Annotated in this window: 19 protein-coding genes and 1 tRNA gene; 4 read left to right on the top strand and 16 right to left on the bottom strand. The window is 48.5% G+C overall.

Annotation, left to right across the window (positions count from 1 at the left end):
* Positions 1–179: 179 nt before the first annotated feature.
* From VIS94_11590 to VIS94_11535, 12 genes are all read right to left on the bottom strand, one after another.
* Complete coding sequence (locus tag VIS94_11590; GenBank protein HEY9161717.1) at positions 180–3,170, bottom strand: type I restriction endonuclease subunit R; 2,991 nt, start codon at positions 3,168–3,170, stop codon at positions 180–182.
* Positions 3,167–4,207, bottom strand: a complete 1,041-nt coding sequence (locus VIS94_11585) for a PDDEXK nuclease domain-containing protein (protein ID HEY9161716.1) — start codon at positions 4,205–4,207, stop codon at positions 3,167–3,169. Before VIS94_11585 ends, VIS94_11590 begins: the two co-directional genes overlap by 4 nt.
* Positions 4,197–5,597, bottom strand: a complete 1,401-nt coding sequence (locus VIS94_11580; GenBank protein HEY9161715.1) for a restriction endonuclease subunit S — start codon at positions 5,595–5,597, stop codon at positions 4,197–4,199. Before VIS94_11580 ends, VIS94_11585 begins: the two co-directional genes overlap by 11 nt.
* Positions 5,598–5,606: 9 nt before the next feature.
* The gene (locus tag VIS94_11575; protein ID HEY9161714.1) at positions 5,607–6,080 is read right to left on the bottom strand and encodes a hypothetical protein; all 474 of its coding nucleotides are present in this window, start codon (positions 6,078–6,080) and stop codon (positions 5,607–5,609) included.
* Positions 6,081–6,085: 5 nt separating this feature from the next.
* Positions 6,086–8,218: a class I SAM-dependent DNA methyltransferase gene (locus VIS94_11570; GenBank protein HEY9161713.1), complete on the bottom strand. Its 2,133-nt coding sequence runs from the start codon at positions 8,216–8,218 to the stop codon at positions 6,086–6,088.
* Positions 8,215–8,442 (bottom strand): helix-turn-helix domain-containing protein, encoded by a 228-nt coding sequence (locus VIS94_11565; GenBank protein HEY9161712.1) that lies wholly within the window; start codon positions 8,440–8,442, stop codon positions 8,215–8,217. Before VIS94_11565 ends, VIS94_11570 begins: the two co-directional genes overlap by 4 nt.
* A 300-nt stretch (positions 8,443–8,742) precedes the next feature.
* A tRNA-Ala gene (locus VIS94_11560) sits at positions 8,743–8,815 on the bottom strand.
* Positions 8,816–8,857: 42 nt separating this feature from the next.
* Complete coding sequence (locus VIS94_11555) at positions 8,858–11,491, bottom strand: CBS domain-containing protein (GenBank protein HEY9161711.1); 2,634 nt, start codon at positions 11,489–11,491, stop codon at positions 8,858–8,860.
* Between the two features lies 1 nt (position 11,492).
* Positions 11,493–12,377: a site-specific tyrosine recombinase XerD gene (gene xerD / locus VIS94_11550; protein ID HEY9161710.1), complete on the bottom strand. Its 885-nt coding sequence runs from the start codon at positions 12,375–12,377 to the stop codon at positions 11,493–11,495.
* Entirely contained in the window at positions 12,374–13,021 is a 648-nt protein-coding gene (locus VIS94_11545; protein ID HEY9161709.1) for an SPOR domain-containing protein, read from the bottom strand. The genes xerD and VIS94_11545 overlap by 4 nt, the downstream gene beginning before the upstream one ends.
* Positions 13,018–14,856 (bottom strand): N-acetylmuramoyl-L-alanine amidase, encoded by a 1,839-nt coding sequence (locus VIS94_11540; protein ID HEY9161708.1) that lies wholly within the window; start codon positions 14,854–14,856, stop codon positions 13,018–13,020. Before VIS94_11540 ends, VIS94_11545 begins: the two co-directional genes overlap by 4 nt.
* A 40-nt stretch (positions 14,857–14,896) precedes the next feature.
* A complete protein-coding gene (locus tag VIS94_11535; protein ID HEY9161707.1) occupies positions 14,897–15,655 on the bottom strand; it encodes a type III pantothenate kinase in 759 nt (252 codons plus the stop codon).
* Between the two features lie 277 nt (positions 15,656–15,932).
* On the opposite strand from VIS94_11535, the gene VIS94_11530 reads away from it, so the two are divergent.
* From VIS94_11530 to VIS94_11520, 3 genes are read left to right on the top strand one after another with little or no spacing between them, the layout of a single operon-like run.
* A complete protein-coding gene (locus VIS94_11530) occupies positions 15,933–16,109 on the top strand; it encodes a hypothetical protein (GenBank protein ID HEY9161706.1) in 177 nt (58 codons plus the stop codon).
* 10 nt (positions 16,110–16,119) lie between these two features.
* A complete protein-coding gene (locus VIS94_11525; protein HEY9161705.1) occupies positions 16,120–16,344 on the top strand; it encodes an AtpZ/AtpI family protein in 225 nt (74 codons plus the stop codon).
* A 1-nt stretch (position 16,345) separates the two neighbouring features.
* A complete protein-coding gene (locus VIS94_11520; protein ID HEY9161704.1) occupies positions 16,346–16,468 on the top strand; it encodes a hypothetical protein in 123 nt (40 codons plus the stop codon).
* Here VIS94_11520 and VIS94_11515 read toward each other — a convergent pair whose 3' ends face one another.
* The 3 genes from VIS94_11515 to VIS94_11505 form a co-directional block, all read right to left on the bottom strand.
* Positions 16,469–16,903 (bottom strand): GNAT family N-acetyltransferase, encoded by a 435-nt coding sequence (locus tag VIS94_11515; GenBank protein ID HEY9161703.1) that lies wholly within the window; start codon positions 16,901–16,903, stop codon positions 16,469–16,471.
* A 78-nt stretch (positions 16,904–16,981) separates the two neighbouring features.
* The gene (locus VIS94_11510) at positions 16,982–18,559 is read right to left on the bottom strand and encodes an RNA-directed DNA polymerase (GenBank protein HEY9161702.1); all 1,578 of its coding nucleotides are present in this window, start codon (positions 18,557–18,559) and stop codon (positions 16,982–16,984) included.
* Positions 18,560–18,869: 310 nt separating this feature from the next.
* The gene (locus VIS94_11505) at positions 18,870–19,640 is read right to left on the bottom strand and encodes a cyclase family protein (GenBank protein ID HEY9161701.1); all 771 of its coding nucleotides are present in this window, start codon (positions 19,638–19,640) and stop codon (positions 18,870–18,872) included.
* Positions 19,641–19,757: 117 nt separating this feature from the next.
* Between VIS94_11505 and VIS94_11500 the strand changes: the two genes are divergently transcribed.
* Complete coding sequence (locus VIS94_11500; GenBank protein ID HEY9161700.1) at positions 19,758–20,855, top strand: hypothetical protein; 1,098 nt, start codon at positions 19,758–19,760, stop codon at positions 20,853–20,855.
* Positions 20,856–20,902: 47 nt separating this feature from the next.
* Here VIS94_11500 and VIS94_11495 read toward each other — a convergent pair whose 3' ends face one another.
* Complete coding sequence (locus VIS94_11495; GenBank protein ID HEY9161699.1) at positions 20,903–22,774, bottom strand: aldehyde ferredoxin oxidoreductase N-terminal domain-containing protein; 1,872 nt, start codon at positions 22,772–22,774, stop codon at positions 20,903–20,905.
* Positions 22,775–22,776: the final 2 nt, after the last annotated feature.

The raw sequence follows: 22,776 nt of genomic DNA, 5'->3' as shown, positions 1-22,776 counted from the left end.
TGGATGTTTTAGAATATTCTAAATGAAAACACAGCTGGTTAGACCGCTCGGATTACAAGGAAATCTGACCATCTGAAACTCTCAGCATTAATACTTAATTTCAACAAACCAAAAAGCACTGGAGTCACTTCAGTAGCATAGTAAGCAGTTCACCATTCATCATCTTAATTGCGGCTGATTTAACGTCCATGGCTCAGCTCTGTATCTGATTGTCCTACCTGTTGCCGGTAAGTCACACCGAAGATGGTGTCGCCCAGCCATTTTTTAAACGACGGGTTGTCGCTGAACTGCTTGAATAGTTCGGTGTGGTCGGCCAGCAGGTCGATCATGACCCGCTGCAGCGCAGCATCATGTTCGATGCGGGCGGTCTTTTTATCGTTGTTCTTCATTGCATTCTGATAGGCCGCATCCGCCGCCACCTTGGCAGGAATTTCTTCGGCGATGACCTTGCTAATCTTATCGCCGTCCTTCCATTCGATGTTGCCGAACTGGTCGTTGAACGCTTTGATGATATTGCTAAGTTGGTCCAGTTCCGGTTCCGGTTTACGGCCGCCGCCGCTGGTCGGAACCGGTCCAACTTCGGCATCCTGATCCGTAAGACTGATTTTCATGCTGGTTTTTACCTCAACCCGATAGCTGTCCATGTCAATGGCTTCCAGGATGCCCCGTGACAGATCATCTTCTTTTGGCGCCGGAAGTTTGGGAATCAGGAAGTTAAGGAAGATCGAAAGCTTCTCCCAGTCGGCATTCGAGTAAGGCAGGATAGAAGCCAGAAAGCCGTAGGTGCGCACGAAGGCCTTGGCCTTGCCTTTGAAGTCAACCTGTTTATTCTCATCGAGATCGGCGTTGTAGATAGCCACACATGCATCCAGAATAGGGTCGAGCTTATCGCGATCCGCCCCGCCAAGGTAGAACTCTACCAAGTCGTCGATCTGCTCTTGCGAGTAGACCTGGCAGCCGTCCAAGTCCGACTTGAGGTCGTGAAGCTTGTTGGGGTCAGTCTCTTCGCTGAGGATGGTAGTGCGGTAATATGGTTCAAATGACTTCTGGATGATTTCAGAGTCATTGTAAAAATCGAGAACAAAGGTGTCATACTTCTGCGGATGGGCGCGATTAAGACGCGAAAGGGTCTGCACCGCTTTTATGCCTGAGAGAGCCTTGTCCACGTACATTGTGTGAAGCAAGGGCTCATCGTATCCTGTCTGGTATTTGTCGGCAACGATCAAGAAGCGGTAAGGGTTCTGCTGAATCTTCTCCGGAATCTGGCTGCTGGGAAAACCGTTCAGCGTCGCTTCGGTCACCTTCTTGCCCCCGTATTCGTGTTCTCCTGAAAAAGCCACAATAGGCTCATAGGGGCTCTTGCGCTCTTTTAGATAATCCTTGAAGGCATGAAAATACTGGATGGCCCGCACGATGCCATTAGTGATGACCATTGCCCGGGCCTGCCCGCCGATCTTGTTGTGTCCGATCACCTGCGTGTGGAAATGATCCACCATGATTTCGGCCTTCTCACGGATGGCATGTTCATGGGATTCAACATAACGTCTCAGCTTTTTCTGAGCCTTATTGGCATCGAAAAGCGGATCGTCTTCCACCGTCTTGGCCAGGCGGTAATAGCTCTCAACCGGTGTATAATCTTTCAGTACATCGAGTATGAAGCCCTCCTGGATGGCCTGTTTCATTGTATAGCTGTGGAACGGGCAATGCTTTACAGCGCCGTCCGGCTGCGGGTCCGACTCGCCAAATATTTCCAGGGTTTTATTCTTTGGGGTGGCTGTGAAGGCGAAATAGCTGGCGTTAGTCACCATCTTCCGGCCTTCCATGATTCTGTTGATCTTGTCTTCAGTGTCAAGTTCATCCCATTCAGTTTTATATTCTTCCATCTTCTCCGCCACAGCCATATTCATTGCTTTGGTCGCCTTGCCGCCCTGGCTGGAGTGGGCTTCGTCAATGATGATGGCAAATTTGCTCTTGCGGTGTTCATTGCCTATCTCGTCGAGGATAAACGGGAACTTCTGCACAGTGGTAATTATGATCTTTTTCCCGGCCTTGAGGAACCGGCGCAGATCGCCTGAGTTTTCTGCATGGCCGACCGTGGCCGATACTTGTGCAAATCTTTTGATGGTATCTCGGATCTGCTTGTCGAGCACCTTACGGTCTGTGACCACGATGACGGAATCAAACAGTGCCTTGCTGCCCTGCTCAAGTCCCACAAGCTGATGCGTTAGCCAGGCTATTGAATTGCTCTTTCCGCTGCCTGCCGAGTGCTGGATCAGATAGCGTCTGCCAACGCCTTTTTCACCGGCGTCTTCCAGCAGCATACGCACTACCTTTAATTGGTGATAGCGCGGGAATATCTGTTTGTATTTTTTCTTTCCGGTCTTCTCGTCCTTTTCCTCAACTATCTGGGCATAGTTTTCCAGGATGTCGGTCAGGCCTTCCTTCGATAGAGTTTCCTTCCATAGATAGTCGGTGGCCAGTCCGGCAGGGTTTGGCGGATTGCCTGCGCCGTCACCGTAGCCTTTGTTAAAAGGCAGAAACCATGAGCCCTTGGCCTTTAGATGGGTGCAGAAACGTACTTCATGATCGTCCACGGCAAAATGTACGGCGCAGCGGCCAAACTGAAATAGCAGTTCCTTAGGGTCGCGGTCTCGCTGATACTGAGCGACGGCATCAAGAACCGTCTGCTTGGTGAGCTTGTTTTTGAGTTCGAAAGTGGCTATGGGCAGACCGTTTATGAACACGGCCATGTCGAGGGCAAGCGCACTATCGACACGGCTGTAGCGTAGCTGGCGGGTAACGCTGAAAATGTTTGCAACGAATCTTTCAGCCGCCTTCACATTCCCTGGTGTAGGTGTGCAATAAAATAAATCAATATGAGATGGGCCGTGCTTGATGCCGCTACGCAGCATATCCACCACTCCGCGCTTGGCGATCTCGCCCTGCAGCCGGTGGAGGAACTGGGTGCGCCTGGGGCCTTCATCGCCTATGCCGAGCTCTTCATAAGCATCTGGCTGAGTGGCGGCGAGAAATTGCAGCAACTTAGATAAATCTACAGCATGCTCCCGGTCATAGTCCTTAGAATCGCCTTGAACATAGCCTGCTTCCTCCACAAGAGAAGCGACAATGATCGATTCCAGGCCTTTTTCGCTGGTGTCGGTCGGTTTCATAAGTCCTCCAGCAATGTGGCGATTTCTTTTGGCGACGGCAACTGTCCTTTCAGCGCCTTGGGCAGGGTCTTTGTGATCTCATAGGTCGCAACGCCTATGGGCTTGCGGGCGTCGTACAGCGCATATTCCACAACCGTACGGTTTTTCTCCTTGCAGAGGATGATGCCAATGGAAGGATTTTCGTCCTCCTGTCTGACCTGTCGGTCAAGGGCTGTCAGGTAGAACTGAATCTTGCCGACAAACTCCGGCATGAATTTGCCGATTTTCAGTTCGATAGCCACCAGAGATTTAAGCCGCCGGTGAAAAAGCAGCAGGTCTATGAAATATTCATCTCCATCCACTTCCAGACGGTACTGACTGCCCATGAAAGCGAACATGCCGCCCATGGCCCGAAGGAAATCCTCGATTCGGGCGATCAGCGCCCGTTCCAGTTCCCGCTCGCTGTGATTCTCGCCCAGCTCCAGAAAGTCGAAAATATACTCATCCTTCACCGCTAATTTAGCCTGCGCTCGCAATTCCGGAGTCAGCGCCTTGTCAAAGTTGGTCTGACCCATCATGGATTTTTCATAGCTCTGGTTATCGATCTGGTGAACAAGAACATTTTTCGACCAGCCGAACTTGCGGGTCATGCGGATATAAAACTCCCGCTCCAGTGGGTCCTTGCAGCGCCCCATAATCACCAGATTGTGGCTCCAGCCGATTTCTCCAACCAGTGGTTGGAGTTTTGGCGTGTCATGATATTCTTGATAGAACTGCCGCATGTACCAGAGATTTTGAATGGAAAAACCGCCAATCCCGGGAAACTCTTTCTGCAGGTCTGTGGACAAGCGTTCTACAACAGATTTGCCCCAGCCCTCGGCATTCTGCCGTTCCACGATCATCCGACCGATGTCCCAGTAAAGGCCGACCAGCTCCTTGTTGACAGCTTTCAGCGCTTCATACTGCGCGGCGCGTATACGATCTTTTATTTCAGAAAGCAGGCGCGAATAGTCGCCATGTTTTGCAATGCCCTTAGTTTGGTTGGTGTCAGCCGGCATTATCCATATCCTCCTTATCTTCAATTACATCATCTGGCTCGGCAGCATCCACATCCAGCGCCAATATATCTTCTTCAGCAACATCGGGAACGTCGATGCCGCGCACATCAACCTTGCCTGTAACAACATCTGAAATCAGACGGGTGCGGTATTCGCTAATCAGCTCTATTTCACGCTCTGCGCGGAAAATGGTCTGGTCGATTTGTGCAGATGATTTCTCAATATTATCTACCAAAGCCCATTGTGTATCATAGTCAGGAAGCGGAATTGACATTGCACCAATTCTTTCAACATTCAGATTCCCCTGTGTATTGACTGGAGCTTCTTTCAGAAATTCTTTTTTCATGGCTGTAAACGTGTAATAAAGGAATTCTAAAGATACGTTTTTGATTGGAACAAAGCCAACAATGCTGTCTGGAAAGCATGCGTCAAAATCAAGGATCGCTACATCGCCTATGTTCGCAGCTATTGTCATAGTAAGTGTTCCTTTTGGAAATTGCTTGCTTACAAAAAATCCCTTTTCATTTAGTGTCTGCTTATATCCAACAATAAATTTACCAGCTCTTGCAACATCTCCAGTCTGAATAAAAGGAAAGATCCCATCATACAAACTGGCATCATTTCGCGGTCGATGGCTAAATTTTCCACGAAGTATCTTTGTTACTGTTTTTATTCTCCTTACATCCCAATGTTCCGGAATATCTCCGATCCATTCCACGCCGCTGGGCTTGAGCTTGACATTAGGATTGAGCCCTCGAGTCACTGCCTGGTTGATAATGTTCTGCTTCTGCTCCTTGAGTAGCTCAATCAACCGCCGCTTATTACGGATGAATTTGTTGATCTGAGCAGTTTTCCAGTCGAGGAAACGTACGATTTGGGTTTGTTCTTCCTCCGAAGGCTTGATAAGTTGCAACCGAAAAAGATCATCTGAATAAATCCTAAGGCGGCTTTCAACCACACCTCTTGACCGTCTTTTGATTTCTGAACGATACTGAGTACAGCGAAGAAGATTATGGTAGTACCATGGCACACCATCTTGAAATTTGTATACACAATAGGCAGGACTCACAACCCCTTGAGCCGATGATACGCCAAGGCTCCCATTCCAGGCTAACATGATGTTGACCACAAGGTCGTTTGTCTCCGCGACCTTATATCCGACTAGGGACTCAGCCCTGGTGTCGGGGTCTTTGCTTCCTTCTTTTTTTCTTCTGTTAGTTACCCCGGTATATTGAGAAACGCTCAACAAGTTGCCTTTGGCGTCCTGCCAACGTTCATCTCTTTCCCTGAGAATGTATTTGGCACGGCGTAGCTCCCAATGCGCTGGAATTTTACCCAGCCACGTCACATTGGAATCTTTGTACTTGTCGTATATTGGAAGGTTCGCCATTCCTTCCTCCTACACAGGAGACAGCATGCCGGAAAACTGCCCAGCCTGACCACTATCATCTATCCAGGTAATCTCGATTTTGAATGGATCAGCATTTCCCATGGTTGGAGCAATTAGGATCGATGTATTAGACCCTGGCCCAATATCGCCTACCCCATTGACACCTTCTGGCACCAGCTTGTGTTCTTTGAATGGAGCCCCATCGAAATGAACTTTGATTTCCCTGGCAGTGGCTTGCCCACGATTTTCGATATGCACCTGAGTTCGTTTCCCATCATTAGTAATGTTGGCTATCAATGAGGCGCTTACTTTTTCACGGATTCTGTCTTGCTCCCTAGCTTCTTCGATAGCCACCATTCGGTACTCGGTCTTCTTGGTTTTGAAAAGCGCTATGATTGCAATAATCAATGCTCCGATGGCTATTGCGTTTCCAAGCCAAGGAGAGGTGAGCCAGTCGGTTATTAATTGAGCATGCTGAGCCAACACAATCAGTTTCCCCCATCCAAAATCTCATCTAACAGTCCTTCGGTTTCCTGCTCCAGGGCGTAGATGTCGGCCTTGATTTCATCCAGGGTGCGCATGGGCACGGGTTTGTAGAAATGGCGGGTGAAGCTGATTTCATATCCAATTTGAGTTTTGGATTCGTCGATCCATGAATCTGGTGTGTACGGCAGAACTTCGCGCTGAAAGAACGACTCTATGCCGCCTTCTTCCAGCAGCGGCACCTGTTCACTGTCGCGCAGGGCGGTATCCGGCTCGTATTCGACCACGCAGGGCTTGCCGTTTATTTCGGCCTCGAACAAGCCATGTATGGAGTCTGGCATGACCTTGCCTGACTTGTGAACCTTTTTAAGAACAGGGGCGGCGTCTTCGCAGGTGTCGCAGAGCTCACTTTGCAGCAGTTTTTTGCGTTTATCGGTGAGCTTGATGCCATGTTTATCGGCATCGGAATCACAGGCGTTCATGAAGACATTGAAGTCCAGGTGCTGGCCGACTCCAAGGGTCTCTGCAACGCAGTGGGCCAGATTGGCCAGCGGCTTATCCTTGGCCTTAGCGCATATTGAATCAAACCGTTCAAGTCGGCCCGGGCTCAAATCGACTGCAAGGCGAAGCGGTCGGTCAACCGTCACCTTCCAGTAGCCAAAGGATTCATTGGGGAATATCTTAGATTTTTCGGTTTCGACCGGACTAACCACCAAGTCGCAGATGGCGCGGATGTGTTCTTCGGATAGTTCGCAGTTCTTTTTGCCAAGATTGCGGCGAAGCGGCGCAAACCAACCCGTAGCGTCGATTAGTTGGACCTTGCCCCGGCGCTCCTCTCTCTTGCTGTTGGTCAGCACCCAGATATAGGTAGCGATACCGGTGTTGTAAAACATATTCTCCGGCAGGGCGATGATGGCCTCCAGCCAGTCATTTTCGATGATCCAGCGGCGGATGTTGCTTTCTCCCTGACCGGCGTCGCCGGTGAATAGTGACGAGCCATTGTGAACCTCGGCAATTCGGCTGCCAAGGCGGGTGGAGTGTTTCATCTTGGAGAGCTTGTTGACCAGGAACATGAGCTGTCCATCTGAGGAACGCGTGATCATCTTGTATTCCGGGTCGCCACCATGCTGGGTGACGAAGCGCGGGTCCTTGATATCGCCCTTGCCGCCCAGTCGCTCAAGATCGGTCTTCCAGCTCTTGCCATAGGGAGGATTGGAGAGCATGAAGTCGAACTCCTGTGACGGGAAGGCATCGCCGGAGAGCGTGGAGCCATACTTCATATTCTCTGCTTCGGCCCCTTCGCCTTTGAGTAGCAGGTCTGCCTTTGAGATGGCGTAGGTTTCGGGTTGTACCTCCTGGCCGAAAAGGTGGATGGAGACATCTTTGCCGTGACTCTGGGCCAGCTCAGCTAGGCGTTCCTCTGCCACTGTCAGCATGCCGCCGGTGCCGCAGGCCCCGTCATAGACAAGATAAGTGCCCGACTCAATGCAATCTGCCACTGGCAGGAAGATCAGATCAGCCATGAGCTTGACAACATCGCGGGGTGTGAAGTGCTCACCGGCTTCTTCATTGTTTTCCTCGTTGAAGCGGCGGATCAGTTCTTCGAATATTGTTCCCATGGAGTGGTTGTCGAGCGCCGGAAGCAGCTCATTCCCATTAACATCCTGTACAGGTTTGGGACTGAGGTTAATGCGACTATCGAGGAACTTCTCGATCAGGTGGCCGAGAATGTCAGCTTCGATCAGCGTGGGTATCTGGTTGCGTAACTTGAACTTATCAAGGATCTCCTGGACATTGGGCGAAAAGCCGTCCAGATAGGCTTCGAAATCCGCCTTGAGCTGTTGCTGCTTGGCGCGGTTTTTCAGATCGCGCAGGGTAAAGGGAGATATATTGTAAAAGGCCTCTCCCGAAGACTGGCAGAGAGCGGCATGCTGGTTGGCGATACCAGCTGCGTCGAGTTGCTTCTTCATACTGAGGACTTTTTCTTTGCTCGGCTCCAGAAGCGCATCGAGACGGCGGATAACTGTCATCGGCAGAATTACATCACGGTACTTGCCACGTACATAGACATCACGAAGAACGTCGTCTGCAATGCCCCAGATAAAATTAACAATGCTATTATGGATAACATGGTTCATAGCCTGTCATTACTCCTTACTTTTTTGTCGGTATCTACAGGCTTGGTTGCTCCACCTGCCTTGACCCATGCGTCCACTTCATCTTTCTTGAACTTCCAGAGGCGGCCCATGCGATGGGCGGGCATTTCGTGTTTATCAATCCATTTGTAAACAGTGTCATTGCTGACCCCGAGGTACTTGCAAATCTCATTTATCGATAACCAGCGATCTTCCATCTCTATCATTGTCTTGCTCCATGGGCGTTTTTATTTTGCTGATTTCTCCAGATGCGAAACGGGAGAGGCTGGGTGCCTCTCTTAGTTCAATGGTTTCTTGAATTATACGAACATGTCATTCTATGTCAAACGATATTAACCGATTTGAGCCGGTTACTTCCAAATTATAAGTACAGGAAATAAAAATTATATATGAATATTATGACAATATTAAGGCGATAAAAAGACAGATGGCCGGCAGCGCGGGTGTGATGCAGTATTTGTTTTGATTTTTCAAGCTTTAATATTCAATTCCAAGAAATAAAAAAATGGAGATGAAGGGATTCGAACCCTCGACCCCAGCATTGCGAACGCTGTGCTCTCCCAGCTGAGCTACATCCCCACAAGTCAGTGCTGATTGATTACAGGATTTGATATTCTCAAGTCAACCTTCTTCTATTTTCTGCCCGGACAGCATTTTCCCGGCAAAGAGCATGGCCTCGTTATAATCCTTTATTTCACCGTTCAGGCCCCTGTCCCTTATCTCCTTTAGACAGACACCAAGTTGCTTGTTCTGTTTGAACCCGAGTTCGATGAGGTCTTTGCCGGTGACAGGAGGCTTATAGTGGCGCCAGGATGTAATGAAAGACGATATTCTTTCCTTCATGTCTAGGCTTCTGGTCTTGGACATTACAAACAGTATCTCTTCCAGACTCGCGCCTTCAACGGTATTGACCACCCACGCAGGAGTCCTCTCCTTTTCTATTGCAAATGCCTTGAAGATTTCAAAGGCCGCGGTTTTTGACGCCAGGAGCTGCCTGATTTCTTCCTTGCCCACGCCAAGACTTTCACCGATTGCAATAATCGTCTTCGGCTTCATCTGATCGGTCAGCGCCATTATGAATACAAACCATGGCCTTAGCCTTTCATGAGTATAAAGAAGGTTGAACCAGCTGAGCGTCTCCTTGACATGCATAAAAAGTTCGGCCGTCTGCTCGTTATAGATGATGCCCTTGTGAATGGCCTCGAGTACTCCCAGATCCTTAAGCCTTTCCATGGATGGCAACGGATCGTTTTCCGAAAGTATCTGGCCTATCTCATGGAATATCCGCCTGCCCGGAATGCCATTTAAGAATCCGGATGCAACCGCCGAGTGAACCAGCGAAAGAGTCTGCTTGCCCAGTGAGAAACCAAGCCGCTTTTCAAACCTGACCGCCCTTAAAATACGTGACGGGTCTTCCACAAAGCTCAGAGAATGCAACACCCTTATCCTTTTTTCCTTGATGTCCCGCTGGCCGCCGAAAAAGTCTATCATCTCGCCGAATCTGTTCGGATTTAAAGCAATAGCCAGTGTATTGATCGTGAAGTCCCTTCTGTACAAATCGAGTTTGAGTGTCGATTCCTCGACCACTGGGAATCCGCCCGGTATCTTGTAATATTCGAGCCTTGCCGTCGCTATGTCTATGTGCCTGCCGTTTTCAAGCGTCAATACAGCTGTCTTGTATTTGTCGTGAGAGGCGATCCTTGCCCCGTTCATCCTGGCAAGCTCTTTTGCAAAGGCTATCCCGTCGCCCTCGACGACAAGGTCTATGTCGAGGTTGTCAATGCGCATGACCATGTCGCGGACTATACCGCCTACGATGAAGAGATTGAAGCCCATCTCGCCCGCCAGTTCTCCGGCCTTTTTGAGCAGTTCGAAAAGCTCTTTCGGAAGTCTTTCAAACAAAAGGGACTGGACGTATTTTTTTGGCGATGACGAAGCCTGCCGGCCCTCCACCTTTCCCATCTTCTCATGCATGATGCGCATAAGGTCAGTGCGGGTTATGACACCGATTACCTTTTTATCGTCCATTACCGGGAGCAGCCTCTGAAATCCGTCTATGACGAGCGAGCGTATCTCTCCTACGGATGCCTCGGGTCTGACCGTTCTGATATCGCGGATCATGTACTCCATCACTTTTGAGCCGCCCAGATTATGCCCCTGCGCCCGGCTCACCACCTGTCTGGTTACTAGGCCGAGGAGCTTTTCGTCCCTTGATTTAACAAGGGCTGCATTGATATTGTATTTGTTCAGCACATCACTCGCATCATCGATTGTTGAGTCGAGGTATACGCCCTTTACCGGAAAGGTCATGATGTCCCTTGCCGTTATCCTGGGTTTCACAATTTTCTTAAGATGCTTCAGCAAAGAGGCCTGTGCCTGATCCAGCCCCAGGTCCTTTACAGAGGCGGCCGATGCGCTCGGATGTCCGCCGCCGCCGAAGATTGCGGCCGCATCCGCTGCATTTATCTGAGGAACAGAACTCCTCGCAACAAAATATATCCTCTCCCCCATCTGACCGAAGGCGAAAATCGCCTCCACCGCGAACATGGGCCTCAGCTTGTGGACAAGCATTGCAAAGTCTTCCACATATTCCAGGGATACCGACTGTGTGAAGAGGATGTCGATACCGTTGATCTGATATGTCCCGGCATTCTTTATGAGCTGGTCAAGCACATCCACCTGTATGGGGCTTAATTCCCTTGAAACCATCCTTGCTACACGATTTACATCTGCGCCCCATGAAATAAGGTCCGCATACGCCATGCAGTCCCTCGGAGTAGTCGAAGGAAAGAGCAGTGAACCGGTGTCTTCGAATATGCCCATTGCCATTACGGTTGCAATTTCGGGAGAAGGCTTTATGGCCTTGCGGTTCAGCTCTTCCACCATGAGTGCAACCGTTGATCCGACCTGCTCGCAATGCTCCATGGTCCCGGTAATGTCATCCGAAGATGCCCTGTGGTGATCGTAAATGATTATCTCGAGTCCTGGTTTCGTCACTATTTCCGAGAACACCCCGATACGCGACGCCTGTTTTGTGTCAACAAGAACCAGCCTGGTGATATCGTCCAGCCTGTCATGCCTTAATTTTTCAATCGAACCCGTTATCTCGACACCCGCGCCCTGCAAATAATCGCGCACGATTTTTTCCTGCGCTCCGGAGAAAACAAGCACCGCATCAGGATAGAGAAGTTTCGCCGCAAGCATTGATGCGAATGAATCGAAGTCGGCCTGGATATGGGTTGTTATGACTTCCATATCAGCCCCTCGGGTGATAGCGGGTGTGGACTTCTTTAAGTCTTTGTGAGGTTATGTGGGTGTATATCTGCGTTGTGGATATATCGGAATGGCCAAGCATCATCTGGACAGAGCGCAGATCCGCCCCTCCCGTAAGGAGGTGCGTGGCAAACGAATGCCTCAACGTATGCGGGGAAATGTCCCTGAAAATGCCTGCGGCAAGCGCATAACGTTTGATGATATACCAGAAGTTCTGCCTGGACATTTCCGTTCCCCTGTTTGAAAAAAAGAGTATCTCGCTTTTTTTAACGATCATGGACGGTCTTACTGTTTCGACATATTCCCTTGTCCAGTGAACCGCCTTTTCTCCCATAGGGACAAGCCTTTCCTTTCCTCCCTTGCCCTTTGTGAGCAGAAATCCCGCACCTAGATTGATGTTGTTCAGCTTCAGCTTTACAAGCTCGCTGACTCTGAGGCCGGTCGCATAAAGAAGCTCCAGCATGGCCTTGTCCCTCTTGCCTAGAGGTTTTGAAGTATCGGGCGCATTCAGCAGTCCTTCCACCTCGTTCACATTAAGCACATCGGGCAGATACTGCGCCCTTTTTGGCATGACTATATCCCTCGACGGGTCCTTCTCAATAACCCCTTCATCGAGAAGGAATTTGTAAAACTGTCTGATTGTCGAAAGCCTTCTGTTGATGCTGGTTGTCTTAAGACCTGTCTCCCTCATGACGGCGGTATATACCGCCAGGGTGTGATAATCCGCCTTTTCAAAGTTCAGACCTTTTTCATCCAGCCACAACCCGTAGGACTTCAGGTCGGTTGAATATGAAGACATGGTGTTTTCTGCAGAAGATCTTTCCGTAACCAGATATTCGATAAAGGAATCGATCAGCGCATCGTTCATCGCGGGGCGACCCTGGCAGAAAGGCCAAGACTCCTGATTTCCTTTTCATAAAAACCCGCAACATCCTCATTAGGGTAAGCACCATACATTACACGAAAACATTTATCATTCTGCTGAATCACATACGCCGAGACGCCCGATTTTCTCACCCTGCGGACCTCTTTTATTGCATTTTCCCTTGTAGCAGCCGTCGCAAGTTCCACGCCATAAGGCATGGGAGCGCCGACATAGGCATCCTTCGGAATCAGCTTCGCGGCTTTAAGCTCCTGCATCCTTGTTACTGCATCTTTAGCACTCTCGAACGCCCCGTGGTCAACAGAGTACCATGCGGTGTTTGAAACAGGCGTTTTGGTAATGAAAGTCTGACCTATTGAATTTGCATATACGTCGGCGGCCTCAAGTGCTGTTTCCTTATATTGATTCATTTCAAGGTGGATGGTGAACGGGTGAAACGGCTGGCTTCTGCATGGAATCTCTTCTTTTAAGCCGGGGGAAGCCTTTCCAGGTTTAACTTCCCTGGCCGTGACCGACAAATCCGGCGAAGGAGGGCTGATCTGTTTTTCCATAATGTTGCTCTTTCCATAACCAGCACCGATTATAAAAATTAACATAATGGCCAGTAAGAGAGGATTTGCCTTTCTCATTGTGTTTTCTCCCTGTCTTTGTCCTTGAACGCATAGCAGGTGTTTGTAACGTATGCATTTATTCCCGCTGCTATCCCGTCAACAACGCTCTGCTGATATTCATCCGTATGCAGCAGTTCGCATTCGTTCGGATTGGTAATAAAGCCTATCTCGACAAGAATGGCCGGCATTTTCGCCCCTATCAGGACATAGAAAGGCGCCTGCTTGACACCATGGTCTTTTGTCACGATGTCATATTTATCAAGGGAGCCGATTATGGATTTTTGCGTTGACGATGCAAACCTTGAGGATTCATTTATCTTGGATGTCAGCATCAGATCGTTTATTATGAACTGAAGGTCGCTTATCGACTTGGTCGTGGTCGCGTTTTCACGCGCCGCAACGCGAATGGCAGAGGCGTCGGTTGTAAGGTTCAGAAAATATGTTTCGACGCCCTTGATGTCCGAGTTGTCGTGGGCATTGACATGAATCGATACAAAAAGGTCGGCCTTCTTCCTGTTTGCAAACGCCGTCCTTTCCTCCAGCGGTATGAACACATCGGTATCCCTGGTAAGAAGCACTTCATAACCCTGGTCTTTCAGCTTCTTTGCCAGCTGCTTTGCTACAGCGAGATTGATGTCCTTTTCCTTTTCGCCATTGGGACCAATCCCGCCCGGGTCTTTTCCACCATGACCGGCATCAACGACTATCTTGGAAACTTTGAGCGAAAGCTGCTTCGGGATCGAAGGGGAGTCTTCCGGCACCTGTGATGATGAGAATTTCTTGACCTTACGGAATTCGGTTTCCGATTGAGGTGAAAGCTTCGTTACATCTTTCGGATCACACATAACCGTGGCCGGGGTGTCAGGACCTGACTTTATATCAAGTACAATCCTTGAAGGATTTTCCATCGGGAATGCCTTGTAATCAGCCTTTGAACTGAGATCCAGCACAATTCTCACCTTGTCCGCCGTATTCTGGCTTACATGCATTGTCTTAAGAAGGGCATCGTTCAAGTCAGCCTTAAGAGGTATGCCTTTGGACAACCTTGCGCCCATCACATCCATGACAATCCTCTGGGGCCTTGCAGCTTCCTCGTCGGGAGGAAGCGAAAAGGTCTTGAAAGCCGCATCACCGTCAAGCTCTATTACAAACCTGGTATAGTCTTTATCAGACCACTGGCGGATATTCTTTACATTAACAGGACCGGCAGATGCCTGCCCTTCTTTTTCCTCTTTTGGAGGAAACGGTTTCGATTCTTTTACAGCATCGCCATTGCTCTTTTTATCCGTTTTAATAATCTTTTTGACTTCAGTCTTCTGGGAAGCGGCTTCATCCTTAATGTTTATGGCATTCAACTCTTCACGCGCCTGCTGGGCCATATCGCTTTTGGGAAACCGGGTCACCGTCTGCCTGTAAAGCTCCACCGCCTTTTTGTTATCCTTAAGCTTAGTCTCATACAGTTTGGCCTGGCTGAACAGTGCATCATCGGCAACCTGACTGTCCGGATATTTTTCAACGACCTTTACATATGCAGCCAGCGCCGAATCAAGGTCACTCTTTTTCCAGAAATAGCCATAGAGCTGCTCATAAAGCTTACCTTCCATCAGGAGGCATTTCGGGGCCTGTGCCGATTTGGGATAATTTTGAGCAACAGCGTCAAACTGTTTTATTACATTCATCCAGCCGGATTTTGTTTTTCTGAGGGCTGCGTCTCTGGAAAGTTCGACATAGCTCTTGTTTGCCGCCTGATAAAGGGTTGCCGCCGTTTCCGCGGAAACTGCCGGGACCGCGATGTATAATATAAGAAGTAAAAATATGACGCTCAGTGGATTCCTTGCCGGTCCTGATTTCATGGCTTTATCCTAACGCAAAACATTGAATGCAACAAGGGCTTCATATGGTATTTTTTGGACAATTTGAGTTTCTGTCATAGATAATTTTGAGTCCTTTAAACATAAGGTTATCATCAATTATATAGCTTTCTTTAAGCCAGTTTGAAATCATCGGAACCATTCCTCCGGTCACAACGACAACTGCCTGAGTATCAATCATTTCAGTCAATCCCCTGATCATTGCCGCCTGCGATGCAACAGCACCGGAAGACATGCATTCCGAGGTTGTCCTGCCGATCAACCTTTCAGCCTTTTCAACAGCGACCTTAGGAAGTTCCGGTGCATTTTCAAGCAGTCCAAAAAGCGCACTCTGAAGGCCTGGTGCAATGATGCCGCCCGCAAATTCACCGCTTGCACTTATCAAGTCTACAGTTGTAGCCGTTCCCAGATCAACAGTTATGACCGGCCTGCCTTTTTTCCTGTACAGATGCCATGCCGCCGCAGCCGTCACCAGTCTGTCTATGCCCAGAGTATCAGGACTTAGGTAGAGATTCCTGATCCCGGTTTCGGTATTGATATCAACTATGAAAGGGGTTTTGCCGAAAAGGGCCATGGCCTCCTCTTTTATTATTTCAAGCGCCTGCTTTCTGACGCTTGCAACAACGATCCCTTTTCCACCTGATTCCGCCAGGGGCATCAGGGAAAAATACCTGTTTTTTCTGATGCACTCTTCGGTGGAAAGATATGATATTTCGGAGACGCCGCCTTCATCAATGACAGCCGCCTTTATATAAGTATTGCCCACATCGATAGCCAGCATGGCCTAAAGATATTTTTTAAGCTGCATAAAATCAAGTGATTATTGAACATTACAGGTTTTTGACAAAATGTCACAATATTCAGGACAGGTATTTTTCAATTTTGACAAAATGTTCCGGCAGGAGCAGTTGATCAGGCAGAACATAATGACACCGTGGCAACATGAGTAATTATCGATGGAATATTACTTTAAATATTATATAGTTATAATTTGTTTGATGCCTGGCATGCCATTTGCTAGATTATGTTCAGAATAAAACAAAACGGAGGTAAACGCCATGTTGATGCTTTGGATAGTAATAGGTTGCTTGTTCCTGACGGGAATCGGAATCAGGTTTACGTATAAAGTCCTCGGACTGACCCCGGTCGAAGCAGCTGCAGTCTATATACTGATAGTGATGCTTGTTGGTGTGAACACTGCACCGGCACGCCAGCTGATCGCGGCTTTATTCTAAAGGATTGGCTGTGGCGCAAGACAGCAGACACCCCCAAAAACCTTCCTCTTCAATCGCAGCGACCGCTCTTAAGGGTCTGGTGATTCTGGCAGGAATCTTTCTGGGGTTGTTCACTGGTCTTTATGCCGATAAAGTAACAGGTTTCGACCCGGGCTTTACGCTCTTATTCATCATGATGGGAATAATTGCAGGAAGCTGGGGTTCGATAAAATTAAGCAGAAAGAAAGGGGTATGAAATGAGCATCATCTTTATAGTAATAGGCGCAGTTTCGCTGGCAGCAATATCGTTCAGGTTCATTTCAAGGGCGGCAAGCCGCCAGGCCAGCGAGCGATACAGTCTCGACGAGAAAGTAAACTGATCAGGCATTATGACCGCTATTCCTGATGAAGGAATAGCGGCATATATCGTCCCTTCTTTTCCATCCGATTTTTTCCCAGAACAGGGCTGCAGCTTTATTGTCAACAAGAACATCGATGTGTGATTTCAGTATGCCTTCTTTTTGAAGTCCTTCGAGACACTTTTCCACAAGGGCCTTTCCTATCCCCTGTTTCCTGAATCCATCGGCAACAGCCAGGTGCTGAAGATAGCCGCGCCTGCCGTCATGACCTGACATGATACAGCCCACGATCCGGCCTGACTCTATCGCCACAAAACTGAGGCCCGGATTGCGCTCAAGGTATCTCGTAATCGCCTCTTTAGAATCCGCATCACGTACAACTACCCCAGGTGCCTCGCGCAAAAGCCCGATCACCTCTTCATAATCCCCAATCGTCATTTGGCGGATGTTAGACATATTTTAACACAGCACATCAACAGCAGTATTAACAGGGCAATGAATAAGCGGTTTTTTGCTGCCGAGAACATGTGTTCATCAGATTGATTGTTCGCGAATTATGGTTTCGCAAAATTGTTTACCTAAAAAATCATCTGAGAGTGAGGCTTTCACCACCTTTACCCAGGCTTTTCGTTCTTCTAGTGGCAACACATCAGAAAGACTTATTAACCTCCTTCTTTCCCATTCGTCCGACCTATCGAAATATTCACGTATAGTTTTAAACTCAGATCGATTGATCATACCTTGCAATCCTTCTAGGGCAATCATTGATCCATATGTAGAAACATCTTTAGCAGGTGTCTTATAAAGCTGAATTAAGGCATTTTTCCTAAAGTAATGAGGATGACTGAGCAACTTTGCTACAGAAGCGCAATGCCATTCAAACGAATAGAGGTCACCACCATTGATTAATGCTTCATATAAATCCGCTATTTCGTTTCGCTGGACTTCCGGGATGAACTCTGAGTTTTTAACAAGCATATCAATAAAATAGTCCAGACCATAAAGGTAGCTACTACACACTCTCGCAATATTTATCAGTGCATCGAAGCGTTGTTGTATAAGTGATGCAATAACAACTTTTTGGATACCCTCAAACTCAACGATCGATTGTTTGCTAAGTGAAGCAATCTCTTCGTCGAGCCTGATAGATTTAAAATTTTTATGCTTTTCTTCCGCTGGCATTGTGAAACGTCTTACTATTCGGTTGTATCCACCTGTTAGCTTTGTTATTGCCTTTAGAACAGTCTCTGCAGAATCTTCCAGTATTTCTGTTTCTGAATCTACTTCCTTCGTACCAGGTATTGCTTCACGAATTTGAGTCTTTCCTGTATTAAGCATTAATCCATCACGAAATAATCTTGTTGTTAACTTGTTCATCCATTCCTGTGCAGTGAGAAGACTCGGTGCAAATAGTCTGTAGTCATCTACATATCGTGTAAATACTATACCTTCAGACAACAAATATTGATCAATATCAATCAATGCTACTTCAGCCAGAATTCTACTCGCAACATTTCCGACTGGAATGCCGTAACTGTCTTTCTTTGACCAAAACAGTAATAGATCATTCGTATGCTTAACCAAATGTTTTGGTACATCAATACTTAGTAAAGTAGATTCTATGCGATGAATATTGACCCTATCGTAAAATGCCGCGATATCGCAAGAAACTATAAATTTACACTTACTGTCTGCCGCCTTGATTTTCGTCTGTTCCTTCCATTGAGAGTAACCAATGGTGCGATCGAAAACACCTTCATTGTTAGGATTGAACCTGTAAGAAAAAACAACATTGTCCTTCAGTGGTACACGCGACGCTTCAACGATCTCGGCATATTGAAATACTATCGCAAGAAACTTGGCAAGGCAAGCGGGGCTCATGATTGCCGCTTTTCTGTAATCGAAAACATATCGATTTTTTGGAGTAAGAATATATTGAAGTGGTCGAAACTCCATTTCAGACACAGAGCCTCGATTCAGTTTGGATTTTATATCTTTCTCAAAATCTGTCCTAAACGCGGCGATCAGCTTCAATTCGAGAGATTCTGAGGTTATATCACTACACCCATCTCGCAGAATACTGTCTACCGCTAGTGATACCGCATCGTTCACATTCAAGAGATCATCTCCTTATGTAGTAAAAAGCAAAGACTTGTTTCAAATCATACTTTTGAATTTCGAAACCTCTCACATTTTGCCCCTTATTCACTCTATTTATTTCATATTCAATAATTATACCGCACTGACACAAACACCAAAGCTAATTAATTCTATGCAATGCATAATACACCTTAGGCGGCAGGGCGTCAGAACAAAGCAGGTCAAGGAGCAACGACGTCGAAAGGTGAGGCATACTAAAGACGTATGCCGCAACCTTGAGACAAGGAGTGACGCAGAGATGCGAAGTTATCACGCCCTGCCTCTACTGAACCTCGGCCACCGCCCTTATCCACCCCGCGCTCGCCCCTTTGATCTTTACCGGGAAGCAGTAGAATTTGAAACCCGTTGACGGAAGCATATCCAGATTTGCGAGCTTTTCTATCTGGAAATAGCCCTTTTCTATACCGGCAAAATGGCCTTCCCAGATTATTGATGCATCTTTTGTTTCGACGAACTCCTTAGCCTGGAAAGGAAGCGGCCTGTCCCAGCTCCAGCCGTCGGTGCCCACCACATGCACACCGTGGCCCAGTATCCAGAGCGTCGCGTCGCGGCTGAACCCGCAGCCCTTGACCAGATATTCCGGCGTACCCCAGTATGGCGCCGCCCCGCTTTTCGCAAGGAATATATCGCCCGGTTTGAGCGTGTATTTAATGTCATCGAGCTTTGCCTTAACATCCTCGACCGTGATGTTGTAGCCGTCGGGGAAATCCGAGAAGTCCAGCTTGACGCCGCTTCCCACGCCCCATTCAAGAGGGAACTGATCAATCGTCATGGCCGGTTTGCCTTTGTCCTGAGTGGGATGAAAATGCCACGGCGCATCCATGTGCGTGCCAGCGTGAGTGGACACTTCCATAACTTCGACAGCCCAGCCCAGCCCGCCCGGGAGATCCCCGGCAGTAAGTCCGGGATAAAAGGACTTCATGCTCTCCGCCCCCAATGCATGGTCTATGTACATTATCTTTGGTATCATCATCGGAGGGTCGCTTGGAAGCCCGCTTTCTATAGTTACAGACAAGTCGATGAATCTGCTCATATCATTACCTCCCTTCAGATTGAGTCATAATTTTACCAAAGAATGATCAATGAATACAAGAAATGTATGCCCTGTCATGATATAGAAACTGCAATGATCCCTAGCAAGGAGACATATATGATTTACAAGGACGACTGGGAAGAAACGAAAAAAAGATTCGAGGCGTTCTGGGCATGCGACATGACAGACAGGTGCTGCGTAGCCGTTACCGCGCCTCGCAGCAAGCCCCTCGATTATACCTTCCCAGACATTAAAGAGCCTGCGGGCCTTTGGGAAAAGTGGACGACCGCAGAAAACTTCTATCACGGGAACGAGTTCGTCTTCAGCATAGCTTCATTCCTCGGTGAGTCTTTCCCCTACCAGTTCATAAACCTTGGACCCGGCATGCTTGCGGCGCCCCTGGGATCGGATTACCGCCTCGACGATACGACGATTTGGTTCGGCCCGAAACAGTCTGCGAACCGGTCCGATTCAATTCCGGATATAAAATTCGACAAGGATCACGGCATGTGGAAAGCGGCGGTTGACATGACCGGCTATTTTGCCGAACGTGCTCCTGACAAATATCTGGTCGGCATGACAGATCTCGGGGGAGGTTTCGACATAGCCGTGTCTCTATGTGGAGCACAGGAACTCATCTTTGACATGATAGAAAGACCCGACGAAGTCAGGAACATGATCGATGCGATAGACGATGCATGGTTCGAGGCCTACGGCATTTTACATAAAATGATTTCAGAAAAATGCGACGGCATGACATGCTGGATGCCACTATGGAGCAGGGACAGGTGGTATCCCCTGCAATGTGATTTCGGGGCGCTGCTTTCCCCGAAGATGTTCGATGAGTTCGTAAAACCGACACTTGAGAGAGAGGCCGCATTCCTCGACAGGGCGCTGTTCCATCTCGACGGGCCGGACATGGTGAAGCATATCGACAGCATTCTCGACATAGAAGGAATCCATGCCATACAGTGGAGGCCGACCGAATACGACGGGCCGGACGCAAGCTATGTCTACGAAAAGTGGATACCGCTCTATAAAAAGATACAGGCCAGGAAAAAGGGAATCGTGATGCTGGGGGTGAACCCGAAGGAGATCGAAGAGATCCTCAAATATGTTTCTCCCAAAGGGCTTTACATGCAGACCAATTGCGACACCGAAGATGATGCGCTCGACCTGCTGAAGCAAGTTAAAAAATGGAGTAAAATCGGGTAACTATCCCGGAGAACTACCCTTATGCCGGACAAGGGTATAACTCTTTTTTAAAATTCCCTCAAAGATTCCTGCACACCTTTGTGTATATCATACCAGAAGGCAAGCCCGGCCTCTCCTGCATCTTTTTCAAACATATCCAGCCATCCGGCAATTTCTTCACTGGCATCGCCGAGTTCTTTTCTTCGTTTCAGAAATGAGTGTATAAACTCCAGGGCGCGTGAAGACTCCCAGAAGCATGATGCATTTCTGGAATTTATGCGGCTTGCCGTTATTGAGATGCTGCTCAGATATTCATCCTTCTTCCCATAGAGTTCGCCGATTATCTCGGGTATCATATCCTCGGCCCACATGCGGTGAAAACGGCACATGCCTATATTGTCCATCACCAGTTCCATTTTCATGCGCTTCGCATTCCTTCTGCCAAGTTCCCTGGGCGGTAGAAATTCCTTGCCGTAATCCATGTAGTATTTGCCCATTATGGGCATCGGCGACAGCACGCCGGGCGTCCAGTACTGATTGGGAACCATCCAGCCGTTGCGCGCGTATGCGGAGTACAGGAAGCAATCAAGAATTTCCCTGCCTTTTGTCCTGCTTATGTTTCTGGCAAGCCTGCGAGCGCCTTCAGTCATATCAAGCATGGGCCGCTTCCGGATCATACCGTCAAGAAGCTCAATGCCAAGCTCGGCATTGTTCATGGAATCGGTCTCGATGCTGAATCCATCAGGCTTGAAGACGGGCATCCTGCTTACTCCCAGTTCTTGAGGGCTTAAGTGTCCTTCGGCCAGGCATTCCATAAGCCATGACACGATCCCGCCTGCGGAAATTGCGTCAAAACCGTACATGTCGGCATGATGGTTCAGCTTCTCGGCCGCGCGCTGGTCGAATATGCCGGATAAAGGCCCCATGGTCTGATAGGGTTCATAGTCCTTCTTGAATTCTCCGTTCATCTTCTTGCACAGCGCGGCGCACGGTTCGCCGCATGTATGCTGCTGTTTGGGGTATATGGTCTCTTCGTTGAACTGCTTAAGGTAGTGACCGGCGATAAGGTTTTTGTGCATATCGAGACGGGCCGATTCATCCATAAAGATAGAGCGGTAATTGAACGCAATGATACCTCCGCCTATTGTGGCAAGGTTTACCCCCAGGGTTCCGCCGGTATTGAAGTCGGGTTCAAACCTGTATTTCGTCGTTGCTTCAAGGTCCTTTGCTGCAAGCTTTTTTGTATACTTGTCTATGAACCACTGGTCGGCAACCTTCCTGTCCCTGAAATCATCATCCAGGTATGTGCCGCCATAGACCACGGCTGCAATGCCGTGCTGTAAAAAGAGCTTTGAACCGAAACCGCCCCTTCCCGCCCAGGTGTCTATATGGGTGGGCTTCCCAGAAACGACCGGCATTGAGCATATCGCACCGAAATCCGTAGAGAGCGAGGCAGGACCGGTAACGAGCACCCTGGGATCGGAAATGTATCTGGAACCGAAAACATCAAGCACATGATCCGTCATGGCATAAACGCCACGTCTGCCGCTTTTCCAGACCTCTTCAGCCTTTACAGGCACAATCTCAACCTCGATTTCCTCGCCGTGAACACGGTTGAGATAAATGATTGACGGGACATGCGCCTTGCCGGTGATCGAGAGCATGTTGATGCCGAGGTTATCGAAGACCAGACCAGCTCCCCCCATTGATGAGATAAAAAAGCCTCCCCAGCAAGGAGAGAAGCCGGTAAATATCATGCGGTTCGAACCCGGGAATATAGACCCTGCAAGAAGACCTACACCGATGTTCAGGGAATTATATCTTCCGGCAAGAAAGAGGCCCAGATCAACCGGCCCGAAAAAGTCACCCAGTCTGTAACGCTCATGACGGTAATATCCGCTTGCCGCATCGACCATAAGAACTTTTAGTCTGGTATCCATTT

The sequence above is a fragment of the Desulfomonilia bacterium genome (assembly GCA_036567785.1).
Lineage (GTDB): Bacteria > Desulfobacterota > Desulfomonilia > UBA1062 > UBA1062 > DATCTV01.
The sequence above is the reverse complement of the archived record's forward strand: the minus strand, read 5'-3'. Positions and strand labels throughout refer to the sequence as shown.